The organism is Herbidospora sakaeratensis, assembly GCF_001570525.1.
Taxonomy (GTDB): Bacteria; Actinomycetota; Actinomycetes; order Streptosporangiales; family Streptosporangiaceae; genus Herbidospora; species Herbidospora sakaeratensis.
This window is the reverse complement of record NZ_BBXC01000011.1, coordinates 241,683-264,825: the sequence shown is the minus strand read 5'-3', so window position 1 is coordinate 264,825 and position 23,143 is coordinate 241,683. Positions and strand designations below refer to the sequence as shown.

Annotated in this window: 25 protein-coding genes and 1 tRNA gene; 14 read left to right on the top strand and 12 right to left on the bottom strand. The window is 68.1% G+C overall.

What is annotated here, in order from left to right; genetic code table 11:
• Position 1 precedes the first annotated feature (1 nt).
• The 7 genes from AW271_RS17255 to AW271_RS17225 form a co-directional block, all read right to left on the bottom strand.
• Positions 2-337, bottom strand: a complete 336-nt coding sequence (locus AW271_RS17255) for a DUF2516 family protein (protein ID WP_062337944.1) — start codon at positions 335-337, stop codon at positions 2-4.
• Positions 338-464: 127 nt separating this feature from the next.
• Positions 465-848 (bottom strand): hypothetical protein, encoded by a 384-nt coding sequence (locus AW271_RS17250; protein ID WP_062337942.1) that lies wholly within the window; start codon positions 846-848, stop codon positions 465-467.
• A complete protein-coding gene (locus AW271_RS17245) occupies positions 845-1,285 on the bottom strand; it encodes a helix-turn-helix domain-containing protein (RefSeq protein WP_062337940.1) in 441 nt (146 codons plus the stop codon). The genes AW271_RS17250 and AW271_RS17245 overlap by 4 nt, the downstream gene beginning before the upstream one ends.
• Positions 1,286-1,345: 60 nt before the next feature.
• Positions 1,346-2,245, bottom strand: a complete 900-nt coding sequence (locus tag AW271_RS17240; RefSeq protein ID WP_062337938.1) for a M56 family metallopeptidase — start codon at positions 2,243-2,245, stop codon at positions 1,346-1,348.
• Positions 2,242-2,598: a BlaI/MecI/CopY family transcriptional regulator gene (locus AW271_RS42380; RefSeq protein WP_137245622.1), complete on the bottom strand. Its 357-nt coding sequence runs from the start codon at positions 2,596-2,598 to the stop codon at positions 2,242-2,244. Before AW271_RS42380 ends, AW271_RS17240 begins: the two co-directional genes overlap by 4 nt.
• A gap of 56 nt (positions 2,599-2,654) precedes the next feature.
• Positions 2,655-3,437 (bottom strand): O-methyltransferase, encoded by a 783-nt coding sequence (locus tag AW271_RS17230; protein ID WP_245653082.1) that lies wholly within the window; start codon positions 3,435-3,437, stop codon positions 2,655-2,657.
• Positions 3,434-4,171, bottom strand: a complete 738-nt coding sequence (locus tag AW271_RS17225; protein ID WP_062337934.1) for an SDR family NAD(P)-dependent oxidoreductase — start codon at positions 4,169-4,171, stop codon at positions 3,434-3,436. The genes AW271_RS17230 and AW271_RS17225 overlap by 4 nt, the downstream gene beginning before the upstream one ends.
• 106 nt (positions 4,172-4,277) lie before the next feature.
• Between AW271_RS17225 and mshA the strand changes: the two genes are divergently transcribed.
• Genes mshA through AW271_RS17210 form a run of 3 tightly spaced genes read left to right on the top strand, consistent with a single transcriptional unit; the run spans position 4,278 to position 6,754 of the window.
• Positions 4,278-5,510 (top strand): D-inositol-3-phosphate glycosyltransferase, encoded by a 1,233-nt coding sequence (gene mshA, locus AW271_RS17220; protein ID WP_062338574.1) that lies wholly within the window; start codon positions 4,278-4,280, stop codon positions 5,508-5,510.
• Positions 5,507-5,992: a YbjN domain-containing protein gene (locus AW271_RS17215; protein ID WP_062337932.1), complete on the top strand. Its 486-nt coding sequence runs from the start codon at positions 5,507-5,509 to the stop codon at positions 5,990-5,992. The genes mshA and AW271_RS17215 overlap by 4 nt, the downstream gene beginning before the upstream one ends.
• 24 nt (positions 5,993-6,016) lie before the next feature.
• On the top strand, positions 6,017-6,754 hold the full coding sequence (locus AW271_RS17210) for a phosphoglyceromutase (RefSeq protein WP_062337930.1): 738 nt from the start codon (positions 6,017-6,019) through the stop codon (positions 6,752-6,754).
• 206 nt (positions 6,755-6,960) lie between these two features.
• Here AW271_RS17210 and phoU read toward each other — a convergent pair whose 3' ends face one another.
• Positions 6,961-7,611, bottom strand: coding sequence for a phosphate signaling complex protein PhoU (phoU, locus tag AW271_RS17205; protein WP_062337929.1), 651 nt, complete (start codon positions 7,609-7,611; stop codon positions 6,961-6,963).
• A 154-nt stretch (positions 7,612-7,765) separates the two neighbouring features.
• Here phoU and AW271_RS17200 point away from each other — a divergent pair, with 154 nt between their 5' ends.
• Both AW271_RS17200 and AW271_RS17195 read left to right on the top strand, forming a co-directional pair.
• A complete protein-coding gene (locus AW271_RS17200; RefSeq protein WP_062337927.1) occupies positions 7,766-8,911 on the top strand; it encodes a sensor histidine kinase in 1,146 nt (381 codons plus the stop codon).
• Positions 8,908-9,600, top strand: coding sequence for a response regulator (locus AW271_RS17195; protein ID WP_030451587.1), 693 nt, complete (start codon positions 8,908-8,910; stop codon positions 9,598-9,600). Before AW271_RS17200 ends, AW271_RS17195 begins: the two co-directional genes overlap by 4 nt.
• A gap of 1,221 nt (positions 9,601-10,821) precedes the next feature.
• Here the strand turns inward: AW271_RS17195 and AW271_RS17190 are convergent.
• Positions 10,822-11,418, bottom strand: coding sequence for a copper chaperone PCu(A)C domain-containing protein (locus AW271_RS17190; protein WP_062337925.1), 597 nt, complete (start codon positions 11,416-11,418; stop codon positions 10,822-10,824).
• A 253-nt stretch (positions 11,419-11,671) separates the two neighbouring features.
• Between AW271_RS17190 and AW271_RS17185 the strand changes: the two genes are divergently transcribed.
• The 4 genes from AW271_RS17185 to AW271_RS17170 all read left to right on the top strand — a co-directional run bounded on the left by AW271_RS17185 (position 11,672) and on the right by AW271_RS17170 (position 13,511).
• Positions 11,672-12,154 (top strand): CarD family transcriptional regulator, encoded by a 483-nt coding sequence (locus tag AW271_RS17185; protein WP_030451583.1) that lies wholly within the window; start codon positions 11,672-11,674, stop codon positions 12,152-12,154.
• A 17-nt stretch (positions 12,155-12,171) separates the two neighbouring features.
• The gene (ispF, locus tag AW271_RS17180) at positions 12,172-12,630 is read left to right on the top strand and encodes a 2-C-methyl-D-erythritol 2,4-cyclodiphosphate synthase (protein WP_062337924.1); all 459 of its coding nucleotides are present in this window, start codon (positions 12,172-12,174) and stop codon (positions 12,628-12,630) included.
• A gap of 209 nt (positions 12,631-12,839) precedes the next feature.
• Entirely contained in the window at positions 12,840-13,154 is a 315-nt protein-coding gene (locus AW271_RS17175) for a GlsB/YeaQ/YmgE family stress response membrane protein (RefSeq protein WP_062337923.1), read from the top strand.
• Between the two features lie 87 nt (positions 13,155-13,241).
• Positions 13,242-13,511 (top strand): GlsB/YeaQ/YmgE family stress response membrane protein, encoded by a 270-nt coding sequence (locus AW271_RS17170; RefSeq protein WP_062337921.1) that lies wholly within the window; start codon positions 13,242-13,244, stop codon positions 13,509-13,511.
• A 79-nt stretch (positions 13,512-13,590) separates the two neighbouring features.
• Here the strand turns inward: AW271_RS17170 and AW271_RS17165 are convergent, their stop codons facing one another.
• Positions 13,591-14,466 carry a DUF2637 domain-containing protein gene (locus AW271_RS17165; protein ID WP_169806358.1) on the bottom strand — a complete coding sequence of 292 codons (876 nt, stop codon included), beginning with the start codon at positions 14,464-14,466 and terminating at the stop codon, positions 13,591-13,593.
• Positions 14,467-14,613: 147 nt separating this feature from the next.
• Between AW271_RS17165 and AW271_RS17160 the strand changes: the two genes are divergently transcribed.
• From AW271_RS17160 to AW271_RS17145, 4 genes are all read left to right on the top strand, one after another.
• Entirely contained in the window at positions 14,614-15,009 is a 396-nt protein-coding gene (locus AW271_RS17160; protein WP_062337917.1) for a PPOX class F420-dependent oxidoreductase, read from the top strand.
• Between the two features lie 57 nt (positions 15,010-15,066).
• Positions 15,067-16,461, top strand: coding sequence for a cysteine--tRNA ligase (gene cysS / locus AW271_RS17155; protein WP_062337914.1), 1,395 nt, complete (start codon positions 15,067-15,069; stop codon positions 16,459-16,461).
• 23 nt (positions 16,462-16,484) lie between these two features.
• Positions 16,485-17,429 carry a 23S rRNA (guanosine(2251)-2'-O)-methyltransferase RlmB gene (rlmB, locus tag AW271_RS17150; protein ID WP_062337912.1) on the top strand — a complete coding sequence of 315 codons (945 nt, stop codon included), beginning with the start codon at positions 16,485-16,487 and terminating at the stop codon, positions 17,427-17,429.
• 17 nt (positions 17,430-17,446) lie between these two features.
• Positions 17,447-17,519 (top strand) — tRNA-Thr (locus tag AW271_RS17145).
• Between the two features lie 23 nt (positions 17,520-17,542).
• Here the strand turns inward: AW271_RS17145 and AW271_RS17140 are convergent.
• Positions 17,543-19,531: a tetratricopeptide repeat protein gene (locus tag AW271_RS17140; protein ID WP_062337911.1), complete on the bottom strand. Its 1,989-nt coding sequence runs from the start codon at positions 19,529-19,531 to the stop codon at positions 17,543-17,545.
• A complete protein-coding gene (locus AW271_RS17135) occupies positions 19,528-20,415 on the bottom strand; it encodes an SIR2 family NAD-dependent protein deacylase (RefSeq protein WP_169806357.1) in 888 nt (295 codons plus the stop codon). Before AW271_RS17135 ends, AW271_RS17140 begins: the two co-directional genes overlap by 4 nt.
• A gap of 198 nt (positions 20,416-20,613) precedes the next feature.
• On the opposite strand from AW271_RS17135, the gene fxsT reads away from it, so the two are divergent.
• Positions 20,614-23,142 (top strand): FxSxx-COOH system tetratricopeptide repeat protein, encoded by a 2,529-nt coding sequence (gene fxsT / locus AW271_RS17130; RefSeq protein WP_062337907.1) that lies wholly within the window; start codon positions 20,614-20,616, stop codon positions 23,140-23,142.
• Position 23,143 lies beyond the last annotated feature (1 nt).

The window sequence follows — 23,143 nt, the reverse complement described above, 5'->3', positions numbered from 1 at the left end:
ATCACCAGGGGCCGTAGGGGCCCTGGTTGCCGCTGCCGCCCTTGTACTGGCTGACGGCCGGCTTCACGTCGGCCAGGTAGATGCCGGAGGCGATCACCGAGGCGATGGTGAAGATGTTCAGCATGTTCAGCCCGCCGCCCATGTAGCCGGCGGCGGAGGCGAGGGTGAAGATCGTGGCGAGGCCGGTGAAGAGCATCCACAGGTTCTTGTTGAGCTTGCCGGCGGCCTGGAAGGCGCGGGCGGGGGTGCGGATCGCGTGGATCAGGGCCCACACCGACATCCCGAACGCCGCGATGGCGAGGCCCAGGAAGATGAGGTCCAGGACGGGGTAGAGCATCTCGTCACTCCCGCGGGGTCAAGGTCGGAATGTCCACCAGCCTAGTGTCTGGTTTCGCTGGTGTGCAGGGCGAGAACGCCGCGGCCCCGGCGGGAGTCACCCACCGGGGCCGCGGACCGGGGCGTCGTTACGCCTTCGAGGCGGTGGTCCGGCGGGCGGCCGGGCGCTTCGCCGGGGTGGTCGCCTTGGCGGCGACGGCGGGCTCGGCGGCCTCGGAGACCTCGGTGAGCTCCAGCGCGGCCTCGCCGCTGGCCTGGCTGACGACCTTGCGGCCGCGCTTGGCCATCTCCTCGTAGAGGCTGTTCAGGCGGTCGGCGACGGTGTTCGCGTAGTCTTCGGCCTTGCCCTGCACCTTGCCGGCGTAGGCGAACGCCTCTTCGCGGCGGGCCTGCAGCTGGACGAACCGGTCGGGGAGCTCGCGCAGCTTCTCCACCGCGTAGTCGCCGGCGCCGGTCAGCGCGTAGAACGGCTTGGACTCAGTGATCTTCTTGACCTCGGTGGCGAGGGTCATGGCAGGTTGTACCCTTCTGACGTGGCGTGACCGTTTAGTGAGGCCGCATCCAGGGGCTCGGCCGGTTGCGTCGGCTGGGCCCCTTCGTTCTCCGCGGCCTTGTTCTCCTTGCGGAACGACTCGTATATGTCGACCAGAACCTGGCGCTGCCGTCCGGTGATCGTGACGTCGGCCCTGATGGCGGCCAATACGTCGCTGTCGGGCTCGCGCTCGTCGATCAGACCGGCCTGCACATAGAGCGCCTGGGACGAGATCCGCAGCCCTTTGGCGATCTGGTTGAGGATCTCGGCACTCGGCTTGCGCACTCCCCGCTCGACCTGGCTGAGGTAAGGAAAGGACACCCCGGCCTGGGCCGCGAGCTGACGCAGCGAGATCTTCGCCTGCGTGCGCTGCTCGCGGATGTATTCACCGATCGAGCCGACCTTCGGGAGTTCCATGTCTCCCAGACTGCCAGAGCGTGTATGCATTTGCAAACGCACTGGTTAACGATTGCTAACTCACTGGGGCAAGAACCACAAAAGGGGCGCTGACGTCGTCAGCAGGGCGGCCCCGGCGACGATGCCGTAGCGGTACCGCCGACGCATGGCCGGACCGGGCTTGACCAGCCGGTTCACCCGCGCCATCACGTTCTCGGCGCCCACGCCCAGCGCGCCGTGGGGGGTGGCGAACGCGCCGGCCGTGCCGAACCGCAGCAGCGCCGTGGCCAGCCGCTTCGGCGGCACCCGCAGCCGGGCGTGGTCGTCGGCGGCCATCTCGACCAGCAGCGCGACCGACGCGTTGGCGTCGCGCACCACCTTCGACCACGGCAGCACCCAGCGCAGCGCGGCGAACGGCAGCAGCACCAGGTCGTGGCGCTCGCGCGCGTGGGCGTCTTCGTGGGCGAGCACCGCGGCGAGCTCGTCGCGCGAGAGCAGGCTCAGGGTGCCCTCGCTGATCACGACCTGCGACTTCAGCCCCGGCACGCAGTAGGCCGCGGCCCCGGGGTGGTCGACCACGCGGACACCCGGAACCGCGGGTTCGTCGCGGGCCACCAGCGACAGCAGCAGGCGGTGGCGGCGGCGGGCCTGGAGGGTCTGCGCCATGGCCACCACGACCACGGCCAGCAGCACGGTCAGCAGCGCCAGCCCGGCGGCCAGCGCGCCCACGCGCTGGAGCCCCGAGGGCTCACGCCAGTGGGTGACCAGGTAGACCAGCCCGTGGATCACCCCGCGCCCCCACGGTTCGAGGGCGTACGCCAGCAACGCGCCGACGGAGGCCAGCCCCCACGTCAGGCCGAGGGCCTGCCACAGGGCGATCGCGGCCCGGGGGGCACGCCAGGTCCAGCGGACGAACGTCATCCGCCACGCGGACAGTGCGCAGACGGCGGCGAGCGCGGCGAGCGCGACGGCCGCGATCACTCCTCCTCCAGCTCCGTGAGAGCTTTTCGGAGCACGTCGGCCTCGGTGCCGGACACGGCCTGCGCGAACCTGGTCAGCGCGGCGGAACGGTCTCCCGTCATCTCGAGGGCCTCCAGCATCAGCTCGGCGATGTAGGCGTCACGGCTCGCGGCCGGTTCGTAGCGCCACGCACGGCCGTCGCGGACCCGCGTCAGGAAGCCCTTCCGGGTGAGCCGGTCGAGCACGGTCATGACGGTCGTCGGCGCCAGATCGCGATCGGCGATCAGCCGCCCCACCTCGCGGGCGGTCAACGGACCGCCCTCCGCCCACAGAACGTCCATGATGCTGCGCTCAAGCTCGCCAAGACCCTTCACGACATTCAGCCTACCCGGCGTAGTACTACGTCTCGTAGAGGAGGGTGGGGCACACCTCAGCTTACAAGCGCCGACCAGGGAAGGGACAGCTCGCCGAGGCGCCACCGAGCCGTTCCCCCGTAGGGAGCGGAGGTGTACAGGGGCCATGAGTCCGCCAGCAGAAGCGCTGACCGGATCCAGCGTTGCCGCGTCCCGTACGCCCCGAAAGGGGCGGACATCGCCCAGGCGCGGTCCCAGTCGGTGAGGAAGGCGTGCACCCGCTCGCCGGGCACGTTCCGGTGGATCAGCGTCTTCGGCAGCCGTTCGGCCAGGTCGGAGGGCCGCTCGACGCCGCCGAAACGGGCCGCGAAGGTCAGCGTGCGGGGGCCGCTCCGGTCGAGGCCCACCCAGACGGCCCGGTGGCCGATCTCCGAGCAGGTGCCCTCGACGATCACCCCGTCGGGCTGCAGCCGGGAGGCCATCAGTTCCCAGTGCCGCCAGGCGTCGGCCTCGGGATACTGCCGCAGCACGTTGAAGGCCCGGATCACCAGCGGCGGCCGTCCCGGGATCTCGAAGCCGCCCCGCCGGAACTCCAGGCCGGGTCTCGTGTACGCCGACGCCGCCGCGACCCGCTCGGGGTCGATCTCGATCCCCGCCACCTCCAGGTCGCGCCGGACCGCCCGGAGCCGGGCGAACAACTCCAGCGTGGTGACGGGGGAGGCGCCGTACCCGAGGTCGACCACCAGCGGGTCGGCCGCCGACCGCAGCAGCCCTTCGTGGACGGCGGCCAGCCACCGGTCGGCCCGCCGGAGCCGGTTGTGGCCCGTGGTGCCCCTCGTGATGGCCCCGACCGGTCTCACACGCGGTGGACCTTGTGCTGGGCGGCCTGGGCGCGCGGCCGGATCACCAGGCGGTCGATGTTGACGTGGGCCGGACGGGTCACCGCGAACGCGATCACGTCGGCCACGTCGTCGGCGGTCAGGGGGTCGGGCACGCCTTCGTACACCTTCGCGGCCCGCTCGGCGTCGCCGCGGAAGCGGTTGAGCGAGAACTCCTCGGTCTCCACCATGCCGGGCGCGATCTCGACGATCCTGACCGGCTCGCCGACCAGTTCCAGGCGCAGCGTCTCGGTCATGGAGGTCTGGCCGTGCTTGGCCGCGCAGTAACCGCCGCCGCCCTCGTAGGAGACCAGCCCGGCCACCGAGGTCAGCATGACCAGCACGCCGTCGCCGCTGGAGACCAGCTTCGGCAGCAGCGCCTGGGTCATCCGGAGCGTGCCCAGGACGTTGACCTCGTACATCTCGCGCCAGTCGTCGAGCAGGCCGTAGGCGACCGGTTCGAGGCCGACCGCGCCGCCCGCGTTGTTGACCAGCACGTCGACCGTCGGCACGGCCGCGTTGAAGGCGTCGACGGAGTCCTGCGAGGTGACGTCGAGGGTCATCGGGACGATCGCGGGGTGTTCGGCGGCCAGGTCGTCGAGCCGGTCGCGGCGGCGGGCGGCCGCCACAACCTGGAACCCCTCTTTCGCCAGCCGGCGGGCCGTCGCGGCACCGATTCCGCTGCTGGCCCCCGTGACCACCGCTGTTTTCGTCATGGTCGCAATCCTAGTGAGACCGGGAATCTTGGGCTGAGTGTCATGGTTAGTCGTTGTTTGGAGGTGGTTGCGGGTGCGACGGGTGAACCGGGTCGCGACGATCAGCATGCACACGTCACCGCTCGATCAGCCGGGGACCGGCGACGCGGGCGGGATGAACGTCTACATCGTGGAGACCGCCAAACGGCTGGCCGACCTCGGCGTCGAGGTCGAGATCTTCACCAGGCAGACGTCACGCGACCTGCCCCCGATCGTGCAACTCGCGCCGGGTGTCTCGGTACGCCACGTCACCGCCGGCCCCTACGAGGAGCTCTACCGCTCCGACCTGCCCGGCCAGATGTGCGCGTTCGTGTCGGGCGTGCTGCGCACCGAGGCGGTCTACGAGCCCGGCCGCTACGACGTCATCCACTCGCACTACTGGTTGTCGGGCCAGGTCGGCCGGCTGGCCAAGGAGCGCTGGGGCGTGCCGCTCGTGCACACCATGCACACCATGGCCAAGGTCAAGAACCTGCTGCTGGCCGAGGGCGACTGCCCCGAACCCCCGGCCCGCGTCTTCGGCGAGGAACAGGTCGTCGACGCGGCCGACCGCCTGGTCGCCAACACCGCCGCCGAGGCCGAAGAGCTCGTCTCCCTGTACGCCGCCCCGCCCGCCCGCGTCAGCGTGGTGAACCCGGGGGTCAACCTCCAGGTGTTCCAGCCCGCCTCCAAGGGCGCCGCCCGCCACCGGCTGGGCCTGGCGCAGGACGCCCACGTGCTGCTGTTCGTCGGCCGCATCCAGCCGCTGAAGGCCCCCGACGTGCTGCTCCGGGCGGCGGCCAAGATGATCGCCGACAACCCGGCGTTAAGGGACCGCCTGGTGGTGGCCTGCGTCGGCGGCCCGAGCGGCAACGGGCTGGCCCGGCCGTCCCTCCTCACCGACGTCGCGGCCGAGCTCGGCATCACCGACCTGGTCCACCTCGCGCCGCCGAGCCCGCAGCACGAGCTGGCCGACTGGTACCGGGCCGCCGACGTCACGGTCGTGCCCTCCCACAACGAGTCCTTCGGCCTGGTCGCGCTGGAGTCCCAGGCGTGCGGCACCCCGGTCGTGGCCGCGTCGGTGGGCGGCCTGCGCACCGCCGTCAAGGACGGCGGCTCGGGCCTGCTGATCGACGGTCACGACCCCGCCGCCTGGGCGACCGCCCTGGCCGCGCTGCTCGACCGGCCCGCCTGGCGCGACTACCTCGCCGAGGGCGCCATCCGCCACGCCGCCGCCTTCGGCTGGCAGGCCACGGCCGGGCGGCTCGTGGAGGTGTATACCGGAGCCATGAGCCAGCCCCAGCCCGTGGCGGCCGCCCGATGAGCGTCGCAGCGGTCATCGAATCGGCCCTGACGTCGATGGAACTGACCTACGAGAGCCCGCGCACCGGCTCCTACCTGGTCAAACTCCCCGGCACCCACAAACTCCAGACGATGACCTGGCTGGTCGTCGACGAGCAGGCCCTCAACATCGAGGCGTTCTTCTGCCGCGGCCCCGACGAGAACCACCAGGAGTTCTACCGCTGGCTGCTGTCCAAGAACGGCTCGATGTACGGCGTCCACTTCGCCCTCGACCACCGGGGCGACGTCCACCTCGTCGGCCGCATCCCCCACGAGGGCGTCACCGAGGCCGAGGTCGACCGGCTGCTCGGCTGCGTGCTCACCTACGCCGACGAACTGTTCGACCCGGCCCTGGAGATCGGCTTCGCCACCTCCATAAGGCGTGAGTGGGAGTGGCGGCTCGAACGCGGCGAGTCGACGGCCAACTTGCAGGCTTTCGCCCGTTTCGCCGACCCGGAGCGTTAACCGTCCACCACTAAGATGCCGGTCATGGCGACTTTGGTACTGCTCCGGCACGGCGAGAGCGAATGGAACGTCAAGGGCCTGTTCACGGGCTGGGTCGACGTCAACCTCTCGGCTGCCGGTGAGGAGGAGGCCGCGCGCGGCGGCCGGCTGCTGCTCGAGGCGGGCGTACGCCCCGACGTGGTGCACACGTCCCTGCTGTCCCGCGCGATCCGGACCGCCAACCTCGCGCTGGAGGCGGCCGACCTGCTCTGGCTCCCCGTCGAGCGGTCGTGGCGGCTCAACGAGCGCCACTACGGCGCCCTGCAGGGCAAGGACAAGGCGCAGACCCGCGCTGAGTTCGGCGACGAGCAGTTCATGTTGTGGCGGCGCTCCTACGACACCCCGCCGCCCCCCATCGCCGACGACGACGAGTTCTCCCAGTTCGCCGACGCCCGCTACGCCGGCCTGCCGAAGGAACTCCGCCCCAAGACGGAGTGCCTCAAAGACGTCGTCGACCGCATGCTCCCCTACTGGTACGACTCGATCGTCCCCCAGCTGGCCGCCGGCAAGACCGTCCTGGTCGTCGCCCACGGCAACTCCCTGCGCGCCCTGGTCAAGCACCTCGACAAGATCAGCGACGCCGACATCGCCGGCCTCAACATCCCCACCGGCATCCCCCTGCGCTACGAACTCGACGCCGACTACAAGCCGGTCAGCTCGGGCTACCTCGACCCGGAGGCCGCGGCAGCGGCCATCGAAGCAGTGGCGAACCAGGGCAAATAGCCGTCTGGTCCAGTTATGACTTTCTAGCCACGTCTGCTCGTGAAGTGGCCGAGCGCGCCGGCGTCTGGACTGAGGAGCGCAGGGGAGCGAAGCGACCCGGAGCGACGAGGGAAGGCGCCGGCTGAAAGCGCTCGGGCCCGCACATGCGAAGCAGGTGCAAAGGAAAGAGCCCCGGCCCCCCGAGGGCCGGGGCTCTTGCTTTGGGGTTATTCCTCGCCGTCGCGGGAGCCGGTGACCAGGTAGACGACGTCACGGGCCACGCGGACGGCGTGGTCGGCGTAGCGCTCGTAGTAGCGGCCCGCCAGGGTGATGTCGATCGCGGCCTCGATGCCGTGGTTCCAGTTCGGCGACAGCAGGACGCGGAACAGGCGGCGGTGCAGCCGGTCCATCGCGTCGTCGTCCGCCTCGAGCTCCTTGGAGAGCTCGACGTCGCGGGTCGCGATGCACGTGCCGGTCTTGGTGATCAGACGCTCGGCGATCTGGTCCATCTCGACGATGGTGTCGCGGAGCTCGGCCGGGATGGCCGACTCGGGGTGGCGCATCCGGGCGATCTTGGCGATGTGCTCGGCCAGGTCGCCCATCCGCTCAAGGTCGGCGGCCATGCGCAGCGCGGTGATGACCGTACGCAGGTCGACCGCGACGGGCTGCTGGGTGGCCATCAGCTCGTAGATGGAGGTCTCCACCTCGGCGTAGAGCCGGTTGACCTCCTCGTCCTGAGAGATCACACTCTCGGAGAGGTGAAGATCGGCGTCAAGCAGGGCCGTGGTGGCCCGGGACATGGCCGAGCGAACCAGGCGGGTCATCTCGACCAGCTTGATGGTGAGGTTGTCCAGCTCGTCATGATAGGCGTCGCGCATGCCCGTCACGGTAATCGGCGCTTCGTGAACGATCTCCGACCGGAAAGTGAACTCTTTCGGAAAGGCCATGGTCAGTCGGCATCCGGCCGTCAGGAACAGGGGTATTCCCACCTAGCATCGAAGCGTGAATGAGTTGCTGGCGAGTCTTGCCGCGATGGGTGGGTTCCTGGTGGGCACCCTCGTCATGCTGGCGATCCGGCGGCAGTCCGAACCGTCTTCGGCGCCTGATGCCCCGCCGGAGGACACCCTGTCTCCGGGCGTGGCCTCGCTGCTGGCGGTGCTTCCGTCCTCGGCGGTCGTGCTCGACCGGGAAGACCGGGTCCTGCGGGCCAGTTCGGCGGCCCGCGCCTACGGCCTGGTCCGCGGCGACAACCTCATCTCGGCCGAGCTGCTCGCGCTGGCCCGCAAGGTCCGCCGCGACGGCGAGATCCGCGAGGGCGAGATCGAGACGTCCGGCCGGAAGTTCGGCCAGGAGTCGACGTCGTTCGCGGTCCGCGTCGCCCCGCTGGGCTCCAACGGCCAGGTGCTGGTGCTGGCCGAAGACCAGACCGACCGGCTCCGCGTCGAGGCGGTCCGCCGCGACTTCGTCGCCAATGTCAGCCACGAGCTCAAGACCCCGGTCGGCGCGCTCAGCCTGCTCGCCGAGACGATCCAGGACGCCGCCGACGACCCCGAGGCGGTCACCCGCTTCGCCGGCCGCATGCAGCACGAGGCGGCCCGGCTCACCTATCTCATCCAGGACCTGATCACCCTGTCCCGCATCCAGGGCGCGGAGGAGATCCCGACCCCCGAGCCGGTCCCGGTCGACGAGGCCGTGCACGAGGCGATCGACCGGTGCAGCACCAAGGCCGCGTCGAAGGACATCACCCTGGTCGCCGGCGGCACCGGCGGCCTCAACATCTGGGGCGACGACGAACTGCTCGTCACCGCCCTGCGCAACCTGATCGACAACGCGGTCGCCTACAGCCCCGAGCACACCCGCGTCGTGGTCAGCGCCCGCCCGGCCGGCGACTCGGTCGAGATCAGCGTCAGCGACCAGGGCATCGGCATCCCCGAGAACGCCCAGGAACGCATCTTCGAGCGCTTCTTCCGGGTCGACGCGGCCCGGTCACGCTCGACCGGCGGCACCGGCCTCGGCCTGGCCATCGTCAAACACGTCGCCGTCGCCCACGGCGGCGAGGTGTCGGTCTGGAGCAAGGAAGGCTCCGGCTCGACCTTCACTCTCCGCCTCCCCGCGTTCGGCGGGGTCGCGGTCGCCACACCCCGCACAACGTCAACTCCCCTGGAGGCGGCCACATGACCCGGGTACTCGTCGTGGAAGACGAGGAGTCGTTCTCCGACGCCCTTTCCTACATGCTGCGCAAAGAGGGCTTCGAGGTCGCGGTCGCGGCCACCGGCCCCGAGGCGCTGGAGACCTTCGACCGCAACGGCGCCGACCTCGTGCTGCTCGACCTGATGCTCCCGGGCCTGCCGGGCACCGAGGTCTGCCGTTCCCTCCGCCAGCGGTCCAAGGTCCCCGTGATCATGCTCACCGCCAAGGACAGCGAGATCGACAAGGTCGTCGGCCTGGAACTCGGCGCCGACGACTACGTCACCAAGCCCTTCAGCTCCCGCGAACTGGTCGCCCGCATCCGCGCGGTCCTCCGCCGCCAGGGCGACGTCGAAGAGGTCGAGTCGGCCGTCCTGGCCGCAGGCCCGGTCCGCATGGACGTCGACCGCCACATCGTCGCCGTCCGCGGCCGCCAGGTGCAGCTCCCGCTGAAGGAGTTCGAACTCCTGGAGGTCCTCCTCCGCAACGCCGGCCGGGTCCTCACCCGAGGCCAGCTCATCGACCGCGTCTGGGGCGCCGACTACGTGGGCGACACCAAGACCCTCGACGTCCACGTGAAGCGCCTCCGCGCCAAGGTCGAGTCCGACCCGGCCAACCCGCGCTGCATCCTGACGGTCCGCGGGCTGGGCTACAAGTTCGACCCGGTGATCGAAGACTAGACACCCGTCGGCCCCCGCCGGCCCGTGCAAAGACGCACGGGTCGGCCAGATGCCCAAAATCTTGCTCCGTTACGGCTCCGCCTACCCTGACCCCGCCCACCGCCGGTAGCACCCGCCGCGAAACCGGCGCCAACCGGCCGCTGAGGCAACCGCCGCAACGCGTAAGCGGCTGAGCAAATACCGAAATTTCCGGCGCAGAGCGCCGGATGCGCGGACGCCTACCCCAAACCGAGCGGGCCACCCGACGCCTCACAGTCATCGACGTGGGCGAAGCCTGATGCGTGGGCCTGCTGGGTGTATGGCGATATTTCCGGCGCAGAGCGCCGGATGGGCGGACGCCTATCCCATAACCAAGCGGGCCACCCGACACCTCACAGTCATCGACGTGGGCGAAGCCTGATGCGTGGGCCTGCTGGGTGTATGGCGATATTTCCGGCGCAGAGCGCCGGATGGCCGGGCGCATATGCCCGAACCAAGCCTGCCACCCGACACCTCACAGCCATCGACGCGGATGAAGCATGGCGCGGTGGCCTGCTGGCCTTGTCGTGATATTTCCGGCGCGAAGCGCCGGATGGGCGGGCTCTCGATTCGATAGAGCGGTGCGGCTGGTGACCTGACCCTCCCGGCCGTCAAGCAGCTTCGCACCGTGTGACGGCCTCCCGTTGAATCCTCATGCTTCCGGCGCGACACGGTGGGTGGTGGTGGCGCGTGGGAGGGAGTGGTCCGCTTTGCTGTGACATCGGCGTTGCTGCCACCGGGATGCTCGTATGCCGAAATATCCGGCGCGGAGCGCCGGATGGAGGTGGTGCGTTCCCGGCTTGGGTGGAAGCCAGTGGTTCCCGTCGCTGCCGAGATCAGGGGCGGTATCGCGCAGATGGAACACCGTGTGCCGGAAATTTGCCGATATGGCTCTCTGGGCGTTTGGCGGCGAAGTCGGCGCTTCGGTGGCCCTCGTCTTGTGCTGACCGGGGTGCGTTATGGCGGGCTGCCTCTGTGGCTGAGGGGCGCCGGTTGGGTGGTCGGCCATCCGGCGCTCTGCGCCGGAAATTTCGGTATTTGCTCAGCCGCTCACACGTTGCGGCGGTTGCCTCAGCGGCCGAGGAGCGCCGGTCGGGGGCGGAAACCATCGGCGGTGGGCGGTGCCGGGGTGGGCGGAGCCGTAACTGAGCAGAGAAAAGCGAAACCGACCGGCCGTGTGAGACGGCCGGTCGGTGCGATGGCTCAGTGGCCGGAGGATTCGCCGGCTGCCGTGGCCGTGGGGGACGGCTTGGGCGGGGCCGGGATGGCGCCGGGGACCGGGGGGAGGGTCGCGTATTCGCGGTTGCGGGTGATGACCGGGACGACCATGGTCACTTCGCCCGCGTTCTGGAACTTGAGCGTCAGCGGGATGCTCTCGCCGCCGCGCAGGGCCGCCTTGACGCCCTGGATCTGGATCTGGGGGTTCGGGCCCGTGCCGGTGTGGACGAGGGTGCCCACGGGGAGCTGCACGCCGCCGCCCTGGGCCGCCGTGGCGGCGTTGGGGTCGGGGGTGACGCCGGTCAGGACGTCGGGCGCGGTGCCGTCGTTGGTGAGCGACAGGTAGAGGGGCACGGTGCCGCCGGCGGGGATCTGGCCGCCCGGGTCGGGGCCGAGCATGTAAGCCTGGCTGACCTTCATGCCGTTCACGCCGTACTGGCCGTCGCGGATGAGAACCTGGGACTCGGTCGGCGCGTAGGGCTTGTTGGTGTTCGCGTCGACTCCGGCGCCACACGCGGCCAGCGCGGGGGCGGCGGCCAGAAACGCGGCGATGGCGATCACCCTGCGGCTGGTCGTGGTCACGGTCGAGAATCTCCTTGTAACGCGCGCGATCGTATGCGGGGATCACCATATCGGCGTGGCAGGCCCGTCCGATAACCGCCCCGGGAACACTCGCGGCGCAGGTCATCCCGCCTGTCGAACGGCCCGATTCACACAGTAGAGCTCTTGTCAAGTCCCAAAATGAGGCTTTGACCTGCAGTTATGGTGATTTCACTGTTCCGGGAGAGTGTTGGCGCGTGGTACCCTGGAGTACAGCGGAAGGGGTACTTGTCACATGACTTTCCAGGTCGGCGACACGGTCGTCTACCCCCATCACGGGGCTGCTCGGATCGAAGCCATCACCACTCGGACGATTAAGGGTGAGGAAAAGACCTACCTGGTACTGAAGGTCGACAAGGGCGACCTCACCGTCCAGGTGCCTGCGGAGAACGCGGAGCTCGTCGGCGTGCGCGATGTGGTCGGTCAGGAGGGCCTCGAGAGGGTCTTCGACGTCCTGCGCATGCCTCACACCGAAGAGCCCACCAACTGGTCGCGCCGTTACAAGGCGAACCTTGAGAAGCTCGCGTCGGGTGACGTCAACAAGGTGGCCGAAGTGGTTCGGGACCTCTGGCGCCGCGACCGCGAGCGTGGACTCTCCGCAGGTGAGAAGCGGATGCTCGCGAAGGCTCGGCAGATTCTGGTCAGCGAACTCGCCCTGGCTGAGAAGACCAACGAAGACAAAGCGGAAGCCTTGCTCGACGAGGTGCTGAACTCCTGAGCGCGAAACTTCCCAGGGTGGGCGTCGGTGTCGACGTCCACCCTTTCGCTTCTGGGCGTGACCTTCATCTCGCGGGGCTGTTCTGGCCGGGCGAGACCGGGCTGGCCGGTCACTCCGACGGCGACGCGGCGGCGCACGCGTGTTGCGACGCGCTGTTGTCGGCCGCCGGGCTCGGTGACCTGGGCAAGGTCTTCGGCACATCCGATCCGCGCTGGTCGGGGGCGTCCGGTGTGACGTTGCTGACCGAGACGGCGCGGCTGGTGCGCGAGGCCGGCTTCGAGATCGGCAACGTCGCGGTGCAGATCATCGGGAACCGGCCCAAGTTGTCGCCGCGTCGTGGTGAGGCCGAGAAGGCGCTGGGCGCGGCGGTGGGGGCTGACGTGAGCGTCAGCGCCACCACGACCGACGGGCTGGGGCTGACCGGGCGTGGCGAAGGCATCGCGGCCATCGCCAACGCCTTGATCGTCGCTCGCTGACCTCGGCCGTCACATCCGGCACGTGGGTCACCAGCTCAGATAACGCTTTGGTGCGGTCCAAAGTGGATGGCAACCGGGGTCCGGGATGCGGCGTCTCATATGCGGTTGGGGCGGCGATCCCGTAACCAGGCGCGGTGCGTGGATCGCCGTCCCTTTTTGGGTACTTCATCCCCTAGAGGTGCAGATGTCACCTCGTCGGGGGGAATGTCATGATCGCTTCGATTCTTGGCGCCATCATCATCGGTGTGGTGATCGGGGCGCTGGCGCGCCTGATCCTGCCGGGGCGGCAGAACATCAGCATCGGCATGACGATCCTGGTCGGTATCGTCGCCGCGCTCATCGGGTCGCTCATCGCGGCGCTGTTCGGGTTCGCCAACACCCGGGGCTTCGACTGGTGGGAGCACATCCTCCAGCTCGTGCTGGCCGTGATCGGCGTCGGCTTCGTGGCCGGCCGGGGCATCACCACAGGTCGTGGACGTGGACACGGCGGAGCCACCGGCCGTCCGGGGCACAGTGGGATCTAAAAAATTCCGGCGTCAGGCATATTTTGCCGTTAGAGGGTATTCGACCGCTTGAGCGTGAAGGTGTCACCCTCAAGGGGAGGTCGAATAATGACCATCGAGACCATTCTCGGCGCCATCGTGATCGGCGCTGTCATCGGTGCGCTGGGCCGACTTGTTCTGCCCGGCCGTCAGCCGATCGGTTGGATCCTGACCATCGTCGTCGGCATCGTCGCCGCCCTCATCGGCACGGCGATCGCCCAGGCGATGGGCGTCGCGACGACCGACGGGATCGACTGGATCGAACTGGTCATGCAGGTCGTCCTGGCCGTCATCGGAGTCGGCGCCGTCGCCGCGCTGCGAGGGCGAACCAGGGTCTGACCCGCACATAGAAGGTTGATGCCCGACGGCCGAACCGGCCGCCGGGCACCGGCCTTTTCCGGGGCCTTCCCACGGTCGGTCAGGAGTCGCTCGGCGGGGTCGGGGTGCTGCGGAGGTGGCCCGAGGGAGGGGCGGGCATCTCGTCGTCGTAGGGCTCGCGGGCGGCGGCCTCGAACTCCTCCGGGTCGGCGGCTTCCGGGCCGTGCTCCGGGTCGGGGTCGGCCGGGAGGCTGCGCATCGGCTGGGTGTCGACGTCGGCCTCGTCGCGGCGGCTCAGCTTCTCGGCGGCCTGGGCGGCGGCCTCGCCGTACTTCTTGTCGGTCTCGTCGTCGGGCTCGGGGAGCGGGTGGACGAGGACGTCGCCGACGTTGGGCCGGATCAGGTCGCCCCAGCGGGCGGGTCGCGGCGGCGGCGAGGGGGTGAGCGGGGGCGCCAGCTCCGGAGGAGCGACCGTTTCGGTCACCGGGCTCACCGGCGTCGGCGGCGTGTAGTCGGGGGGCACGGTCACGTGGGCGGTGCGGACGAACGGCACCACGTCGTCGCCGGGTTCGTCGTCGAGGTCGGCGTTCTTCGTCTGGGCGTGCCGGACGATCAGCAGCAGCAACCACAGGCCCACGACCAGCATGATCCACGGGACCAGGGCCACCACGACGGCCGCGGGCTGCGCCGCGATGACCGCCCCCGAGGCGACGGCGACGTCGGCCGTGGCGGCCGCGATCAGCAGCAGGATCAGGATCAGGGCGGCCTGTAAGCGGATGACCAGCCGTCCGGGGCGCACCACCGGCACCGTCAGGAGGGCCACCACCAGCAGGGCGTCGAAGCCGGCCGGGTAGAGGTAGGCGAACTCGGGGTCGGCTCGGCCCTGGAGCGCTAGGGCCCGCAGGTCGTCGAAGGAGAGCACGCAGGCGGCCCCGGCGAGCACCGCGACCGCGAGGCTGGCGACGATCACGGCCACGCGGCTCAGCAGGCGGGATCCGGAGGAAGACGGACGGGAGGCCGGGCCTGCCGTCGCGGGGGGATTCGCGTCCATGGCGTGTCGAGCCTAGCGACTCGGGTGGCCCCGACCGTTTTAGGACACGTACGAAATGGCATGATCGCTCCTATGGGAGAGCAGACCTTGCCTGACGGCGTTCGTTCCTTGTTCGACGGGGCGAATTTCGCCACCGTCTCCAGCGTCAACCCCGACGGGAGCCCCCAGGCCTCGGTGGTGTGGGTGCGCACCGACGGCGACGCGATTCTCTTCTCGACCGTCAAGGGACGCCGAAAGCACCGCAACATGGAACGCGACCCGCGCGTCTCCATTCTGATCGTCGACCCGGCCGACCCCTACGTGTACGCCGAGGTCAGAGGCTCCGTGACGCTATTCGACGACCCCCACGGCGATCTCATCCAAGAGCTTTCGCACAAATACGCCGGGAAACCGTTCGTGGAGGGCAGTCCCGACAACGAGCGCGTGATCGTGCGGATCGCCGCGGAGAAGGTGTATCTCCGAGGCTGACGCTCACGGTTTCTTAACTCGGCCTGTGCTGCCCGTGAAGGCGTTAGCCTTGCCTTTGTGAGCCTGAGACTCTATGACACCAGCACCCGAACGGTCCGTGAATTCGCCCCGGTTGAGCCCGGCCGGGTCACGATGTACCTGTGTGGTGCGACCGTCCAGGCTCCGCCCCACATCGGTCACATCCGTTCCGGCGTCAACTTCGACGTGCTGCGCCGCTGGCTGACCCATTCGGGGTACGACGTCACGTTCTGCCGCAACGTGACCGACCTCGACGACAAGATCATCCGCGTCGCGGCGAGCGAGGGCGTGCCCTGGTTCGTGGTCGCCGAACGCAACCAGCGGGCCTTCACGTGGGCGTACGACCAGCTCGGCTGCCTGCCCCCCACGGTCGAGCCGAGGGCGATGGGCCACGTGCCCGAGATGATCGAGCTGATGCACCGCCTGATCGACAAGGGCCACGCCTACGCCTCGGCCGGCGACGTCTACTTCGACGTGGTCTCCTACGCCGACAGGTACGGAAAACTGTCGAACCAGAAGCTCGAGAACATGCGGGCCGCCGGCGACACCGACACCGACTCCCTCAAGCGCGACCCGCGCGACTTCGCGTTGTGGAAGGGCGCCAAGGAGGGCGAGCCGACCTGGCCCACCCCGTGGGGCCGCGGCCGTCCCGGCTGGCACCTCGAGTGCTCGGCGATGGCGACCAAATACCTCGGCGGCACCTTCGACATCCACGGCGGCGGCGTCGACCTGATCTTCCCCCACCACGAGAACGAGATCGCCCAGTCGCAGGCGGCCGGCGACGGCTTCGCCCGCTTCTGGCTGCACAACGGCATGCTGCAGCTCGGCGGGACCAAGATGAGCAAGTCCCTCGGGAACTCGCTGCTGATCCCCGAGATGCTGACCAAGGTCCGGGCCGTGGAGCTGCGCTACTACCTGGTCTCGGCCCACTACGGGTCGGCGATCGACTACTCCGAAGAGGCGCTGCAGGAGTCGGCCGCGGGCTACCGGCGTCTTGAGGGCTTCGTCTCGCGGGCGGCCGAGGTGATCCACGACGTCGACGCCACCGCGCCGCTGCCGCAGGCCTTCGTGGACGCGCTCAACGACGACCTGAACGTGTCGCAGGCGCTGGCCGTCGTCCACGAGGTGGTGCGCGAGGGCAACGTGGCGCTGTCTCAGGGGAACAAGGAAGCCGTGGCCAGGCTGCTCGCGGAGACGCAGACCATGCTGGGGGTGCTGGGGCTCGACCCTCGCTCTCCGCAGTGGCGCTCTTCCGGGGAGTCGGGGCTGCACGAGGTCGTCGACGCCCTGGTGGCGGTGGCGCTGGAGCAGCGGCAGGCGGCCCGGGCCCGGAAGGACTACGCGGCAGCCGACGCGATTCGGGAGTCCCTGGCGGCGGCCGGGGTCGTCGTCGAGGACACCCCGCAGGGCCCGCGCTGGGAACTGGCCCGCTGATTTCACGGATAGGCTTTTGAGTTATGGCAGCGGGACGTAAAAGGCAGGGTGCCACTCGGGGGACCGGGGGCAAGGTTCGGCGATCTCTTGAGGGCAGGGGCCCGACGCCGCCCGCTGAGGCTCGGCACTGGTACAAGGACAAGGCCCGGGCTGAGCGTGTCGCCCGGGAGGAGCGCGGGGGCGCCTCGCCTCGGAAGGCTCCTGTACGGGCTCGGAAGTCCGAGGACGCGCCTGAGTACATCGGGGGGCGTAACCCGGTTGTCGAGGCGCTGCGGGCTGGGGTGCCTGCTTCTGCTCTCTATGTCGCGGCGCGGATCGAGAACGACGACCGGGTTCGGGAGTCGATCAAGATCGCCGCTGACAAGGGGATCGCGCTGCTCGAAGTCGATCGGGGGAAGCTTGACCGGTTGACCGAGGGTGGCGTGCACCAGGGGGTCGCGCTGCAGATTCCCGCTTACGAGTATGCGCATCCGATCGACCTGGTGCGGTTCGCTCAAGACGCGGCTGAGGTGCCGCTGATCGTGGCGCTCGACTCGGTGACCGATCCTCGTAACCTCGGCGCTATCGCCCGGTCCGCGGCTGCGTTCGGGGCTCATGGGCTACTGGTGCCGGGGCGGCGGTCCGCAGGGGTCACGGCTGGGGCCTGGAAGACGTCTGCCGGGACGTTGGCCACGCTTCCGGTGGCTCGGGGGGCGAACCTTACGCAGGCGCTTCAGGGGTATCGCGAAGAGGGGCTCTTCGTCGTTGGGCTCGATGGGGAGTCTCGGACGGACATCGGGGACATGACTCTCGCCGGGGAGCCACTGGTTGTGGTTGTCGGGTCTGAGGGGAAGGGGCTGTCCCGGTTGGTGCGGGAGGCTTGTGACCAGGTGGTTCGCATTCCGATGGGGGCTGCGGCGGAGTCGCTGAACGCCGGGGTTGCGGCTGGGATCGCGCTCTACGAGGTGTCTCGGCTGCGTAGAGGCTAGACTGGCTTGGTTCGTTCGCCGCCTTAGCTCAATCGGCAGAGCATCTGTCTTGTAAACAGAAGGTCTGGGGTTCGATTCCCCAAGGCGGCTCTATATGTCTTGGCCCTACTCCATCAGGAAGGGTCTTTCATTTCTTTCTCAACCAGTTGATTGAGCACCTCTGCCAAAGGTAGAGGTAAGAGCGGGTTTCTGGCTGTAAAGGCTGACCCGGCGAGCCGTTCGCATATCCCAGAGTCGCCTGCCTCCTTTGCCGCGAGCGCGGCGTACAAAAGCACCGGGCTCTGTTCTGGAGAAGTCGCGAGTGCGGCTGTGATTTCTCTTTGCGCCAGATGATGTTTTCCTTTCTTGGCCAGGGCATAGGCATGAGCCGCTTGGGCCCAAGGTTCTCTTATCGGCATGATCTGAGCAAAATCGCGAAGGGCCTCGTCCTGCAGACCGAGGTGGAGAAGGATCTCAGCTCGGGCGCGGAGGGCCGGCCACGACAGGGGATCTCCGTCGAGGACACCATCGAGCGTCTCGCGGGCGGAGTTCACGTGGCCCCTATACCAGTAGGTGAGGGCCAGCTCGATTCGGACGCCCTGATCGTGGGGGACCCGATCGATTGCCGATCTCAGGTGGTTGATCGCCTGTTGCGTCTCGCCGAGCGCACGGCGAGACCTGCTTATGGCGGCAAGCATGCGGCCCACGGTCTCCTTCCGCCCATGCACCTCAAAGAGCCCAGCTGCTTCCTGGTAATGATCAATGGCTGTGGCGTATCGGGCGTCGGCGAAGGCCACATCGCCGAGGAACGACTCGGTTTCGGCTCTCAGCCGAGAGGAGTCCGTCCGGTCGAGCGCGAGTCTGGCGTTCCTGCGAGCGCGGGCGAAGTCGCCCGCGCGTAGGGCGTGCTGCGCGAGGCAAAGGAGTTGCTGGGGAGTCCGTCGGTCGACGGTGACGTCGCCGGCGTCAGCCCGGATGAGGCGGGCCAGGCCCTCGTGCCCAAGTTCGTACCACTGGGCGGTGTCTCCGGTGACGTCTGAGCGTGGGGTCAGGATGTGGTGGGTGACCAGAGCGGCGACCACCTCGTTTGGCAGTCCTGCGGTAAGGGTTTCGCCGCGGTAGACGGGGATCCTGCGGGAGTCGGCGACGAAGTTGTCGCGTAGCCAGTCGCGCAAGTGGGATGTCTCCCCGTCGAAGTGTTCGAGTGCCACCTCGGCGATCGTGCGGTCGACGTACGTCTCCAGAGATCGGCGCACGTCGGCGTACCGCACGACATGGTCCGTGGTTATGTGGGTGACGTCCTGGGGCAGTGATCTCCACAGCGCCGTGCAGACCACCTGGAGCTGGAGCGGCTCGATCGCCTTCGACTCCGGTTCGGTGCTGCGACCCCCGCTTAGGTCGTCGACCAGACGCTGCGCGGCGGCGTCGGCGAAGGAGTAGGCGGTGCCTGTCAGAGGACCCACGACGGCCCGCGTCGCGGCGGAGGGCTCCAGAGCGCCCAGCGCGAAGCGGCCCTTGGTCATGACCTCCCGCAGGCGGTGGTCGCGCAGGATCGCGCCGACCTGGTCGTCTCTGATTGAGATCAGCACGCGCAGGTCGAGGTCCGCGCCGAGGGCGTCGGCGAGTTGGTCGACGAACCAATCGTGGTACGGCGTCCGGTCCCTGCCTTCCAGGAAGAGCTCCTCGGCTTGATCGATCGCCGCCAAACGCAGCACCGGATCGCCGTAGGGGTCCTGACGGGGCGGCCGGCGATTGAAGAACCGCTTCAGGGTGAGTCCGGCCAGCATCGACGGGGTCTCTCCCGGCGACCAGGAGGACAGCAAGGCGTAGGTGTGCGGGTTGTGCTCGGGCAGCGCTGTAGACGGCGTGGTGGAGGTATGTGCGACCCGTCCGACCGGCAGGACGTCGTTCTGTGACGGGTCGAGCAGCGGCAGGACGCCTGCGTTGATCAGCGAGGTCTTGCCCGCGCCAGAAGGGCCGTAGAGGACTGTGAGCTGGTTCGACCGCCACAGGTCGCAAACCTCATGGGCTTCGCGTTCTCGGCCGAAGTACTTGCCGCTGTCCTGGCGGAGAAACGCACGCGGGCCGACGTAGGGCTCGGGGGTCGGGACTTGTTCGGTCACGGCATGGCCCCTATTCGGTCGCGCAATTCAGTGCAGAAATCTTCGATACCGCCCCAGAACACCGATATCTGCCATTCGCGGTAGTACCACTGCAACTGGCGTTCCAGGGCGTCGACCGTCCAGCCCGAGGCTTCGCCGGGGGCCAGCTGCACACTCACGTGGCGACGTCTGCTGATCGCGGGGATCGACCGGCCGAGTTCCTGGAACAGCGCCCGAAACGTCCAGTCCTGGAGGCTGTATCCGATGAACAACAACGGTCGTGTGGTCAGCGCTGCGAGAATCGACGGCGGGAGTATGCGGTTGCCCCCGTTGTTGCGCTCGATGGCGAGATTGCGCAGGAACATCATGTAGTCGTCCTCGGCCAGGACGAAGGAGGCCGGATCGCGCATCGCGCCGTGTAGGTGGTAGACGAGCGGGGTCGAGGGGCTTGGGTTCCACCCCTCGTCGCCCTCGAACAGCGGGTCAGGCGCGATCAAGTCGTTCCATGGGCAGATGGCGGCCCGGGCCTTCTTCCTGCGGGTCGCCAGCGCCTGTACGATGAAATCGTCGTAATTGGTGGTCAGATAGACCGGCAAGGGAAAATCCGCCAGCACAGCGTGTGGCTCATTCTGGTCGCCGAAGTCTGGAGTCTGGTCTCCTTTGATGAGTTCGTCGCGGACGAGATATTTCACGTGACTGAGATCGCCGTATTCGAAGCTGGCGTACTGCACCACACGAGGCAGTTCCCTGGCGTCGGGGCCGGAGTAATCGACTTTGGCTGCGAGGGTCTCGCTGAGTTGGCGACCAGACGGAAGAACGCTCATTGAGGTGCCGGAGCCCACGAAGGGGGTGCAGTGGCCGGTCCTCAACTGGTAAATGAGCCGCTCCCAATCTTTTTCGCTCATCCCACCCATGCCTGGCCCCCTGCTCAGCCTGATATCAGGTTTCGACTGTAAGGCTAGGCCTGCTGGGGGCCGGATGACTTTTGGTGGCGGCCGTTAAGGGCATAACGGTTGGTCGCCGTTCGCCGTCTGGGCTAGTGAGCAGCACTGCTGATTGGATGGTCATTTGGCAAGAATTCGCGTCGATGCGTTGGAGGTCCTATGGTCGGCGAATCAGCTTTGCCCGCCCCGCAATCCCTCGGAGACAAGCGACCGGAGATTTTCAAGCGGGTTCCGCCCAGGAACCGCAGTTTCACGGGGCGGGAGAGCCTGCTGCACCAGCTGCGTGAGGGCACCCGGTCAGTGACCGCCGTCATCCCGTTGCCACAGGCTCTGCAAGGCTACGGCGGCGTCGGGAAGACCCACCTGGCGATCGAGTACGCCCACCGCTATCGCTCCCACTATGACTTGGTCTGGTGGATTCCGGCAGACCAGTACTATCTGGTGCCTTCGGCGCTGGCCGCATTGGCGCCTCATCTCAATTTGACTCCTGCCTCTGTCGTGGGTGTGGAGGAGGCGGCTGAGTCGGTGCGGGAGTCGCTGGAGAACGGGGCGCCGTACGACAACTGGCTGTTGATTTTCGACAACGCGGAAGACTCTCGCATCGAGAGGTTCATTCCGCGCGGCCCCGGTCACGTGATCATCACATCACGCGACCCGAATTGGGACGATCAATTTCGATCCCTCCAGGTGGACGTGTTCACCCGAGACGAGAGCATCGAGTTCCTGACGAAAAGGCTAGGCAGGCGGATCACCGAACACGAGGCGTTCCGGCTGGCCGACAAATTGGGTGATCTGCCGTTGGCCCTCGAACAGGTCGGCGCGTTGCAGCGGCGCGGCACCATGACTGTTGACGACTACATCGAACTGCTCGACAAACAGACGGCCCGCCTGCTGGGCGCGGAAAGAGCCAGGGACTATCCACTGACGATGACCGCCGCCTGGCGAGTCTCGGTCTCGTTGCTGGAAGAACGGCTGGCGATCGCGCTCAACCTGCTGCGCTGTTGTGCTTTCTTCGGTCCCGACCCCATTCCACTCGATGTTTTCCGGTGTGGAAACAAGGCCAATGCGCCGAGCCTGGAGAACCTGCTGTCCGACCCGATCATGTTCGACAAGTCCGTGAAAGAGCTCAGCCGATACGCTCTCATCCGGAGCGACCCCGACAACCGGACGATCCAGGTGCACCGGCTGATTCAGGCGCTCTTGCGGGATGTCCTCGACGAAGCCCGTCAGGACCAGCAACGCGAAGAAGTGCATCGCCTTCTCGCCGGCAGCGCGCCGCAACTTCCGGACGACAACTCCAAGTGGCCGGACTTCGCCGACCTGGTGCCCCACGTCCGCCCTTCGCGGCTTCTCGAATCCAGCGAGCCCAGCGTCCGCGAATTCGCTCTCAACGTCGTGCGCTACCTCTATTCTTCGGGCAACTACCGTTCGGCGCTGGAACTGGTCACCGCCTCCATCGACGAGTGGGGGCGAGCGCGGGAGAACCACCCCGACGTGCTCCGGGCCCGCCGCCACCAGGGGAACACGCTGCGCCGCATGGGTGAGTACGCCCAGGTGTACGACCTCGACCGCACCACTCTGGCGGATGTCATCACCGTATTCGGCCCGGAACACCCGGAAACGCTGATTGCCAGAAATGGTCTCGGCGGTAGCATGCGGGCCCACGGTGACTTCCGGGAGGCGCTCGAACTCGACGAGGAGTCGGTCAGACAACATGAGCGGCTGCTTGGTGACGACCATGTCCTCACCCTGCGGGCCAAGAACAGCCTCGCCCTCGACTTCGGCCTCAACAGTGAGTACGAACTGGCCAGACGGCTGCACACGGAGGTCTACCTGGCCCAGAGCGAGGCGGCCAACCCGGCCAGCTCGGAAATCGTACTGCTGTCGTGGAACAGCATGGCCAGGGCCGTACGGCTCACAAGCGGTTTCGAGGAGGCCTGCGACACCGGCGAGGCCGCGCTGGCGTTCGGGGTTCAGAAACTGGGCCGCGACCACTGGGCGACTCTGATCACTGCCAAGGACCTGTCGATCGCCCAGCGGCGCGCGGGCGCGCTGGAGGATTCCATCACGATCGCAAGAGACACTCATGCCCGGCTAGTGCGGCTGTTCGGCTCTCGCCACCCCGACACGATCGCGGCGGCGGTGAACGTCTCCAACGCCCTGCGGGTGCGTGGCGATCTCGCGGAGGCCTACGAACTGGCGGAGGAGATGACCCGCACCTACCCGCACGTCTACGGCGACGACCACCCATTCACCCTCGCCTGCCCGACAAACCTGGCCATCCTTCACCGTCTGCTCGGCGACCCTGGGAAGGCCCGCGAGCTCAACGAGGCAGCCAGACAGAGCCTGACCGCCCGGCTGGGCCCAGGCCACCACTATGCGTTGTTGTGCGCGGTGAACCTGGCGAGTGACATGGCCGCCCTTGGTGACCGTGAGCGGGCCAGAGACCTCGGTGAGGGAGCGCTCCGCTTGCTCACCCAGCGGTTCGGGAGGAACCATTTCCTGTCCATGTCCTGCGCCGCCAACCTGACCTTAGACCGGACTGCCGTCGGAGCGCCCGACGCGGAGCGGATGAAGGCCGAGGTGGCGGATCTCTATCAGGAACGGGCAGAACTGGGGCAGCCTGATGCGGTCACCGCGGAGTCGGGCATCCGGATCGACTGCGACTTCGATCCCCTGCCGATATGAA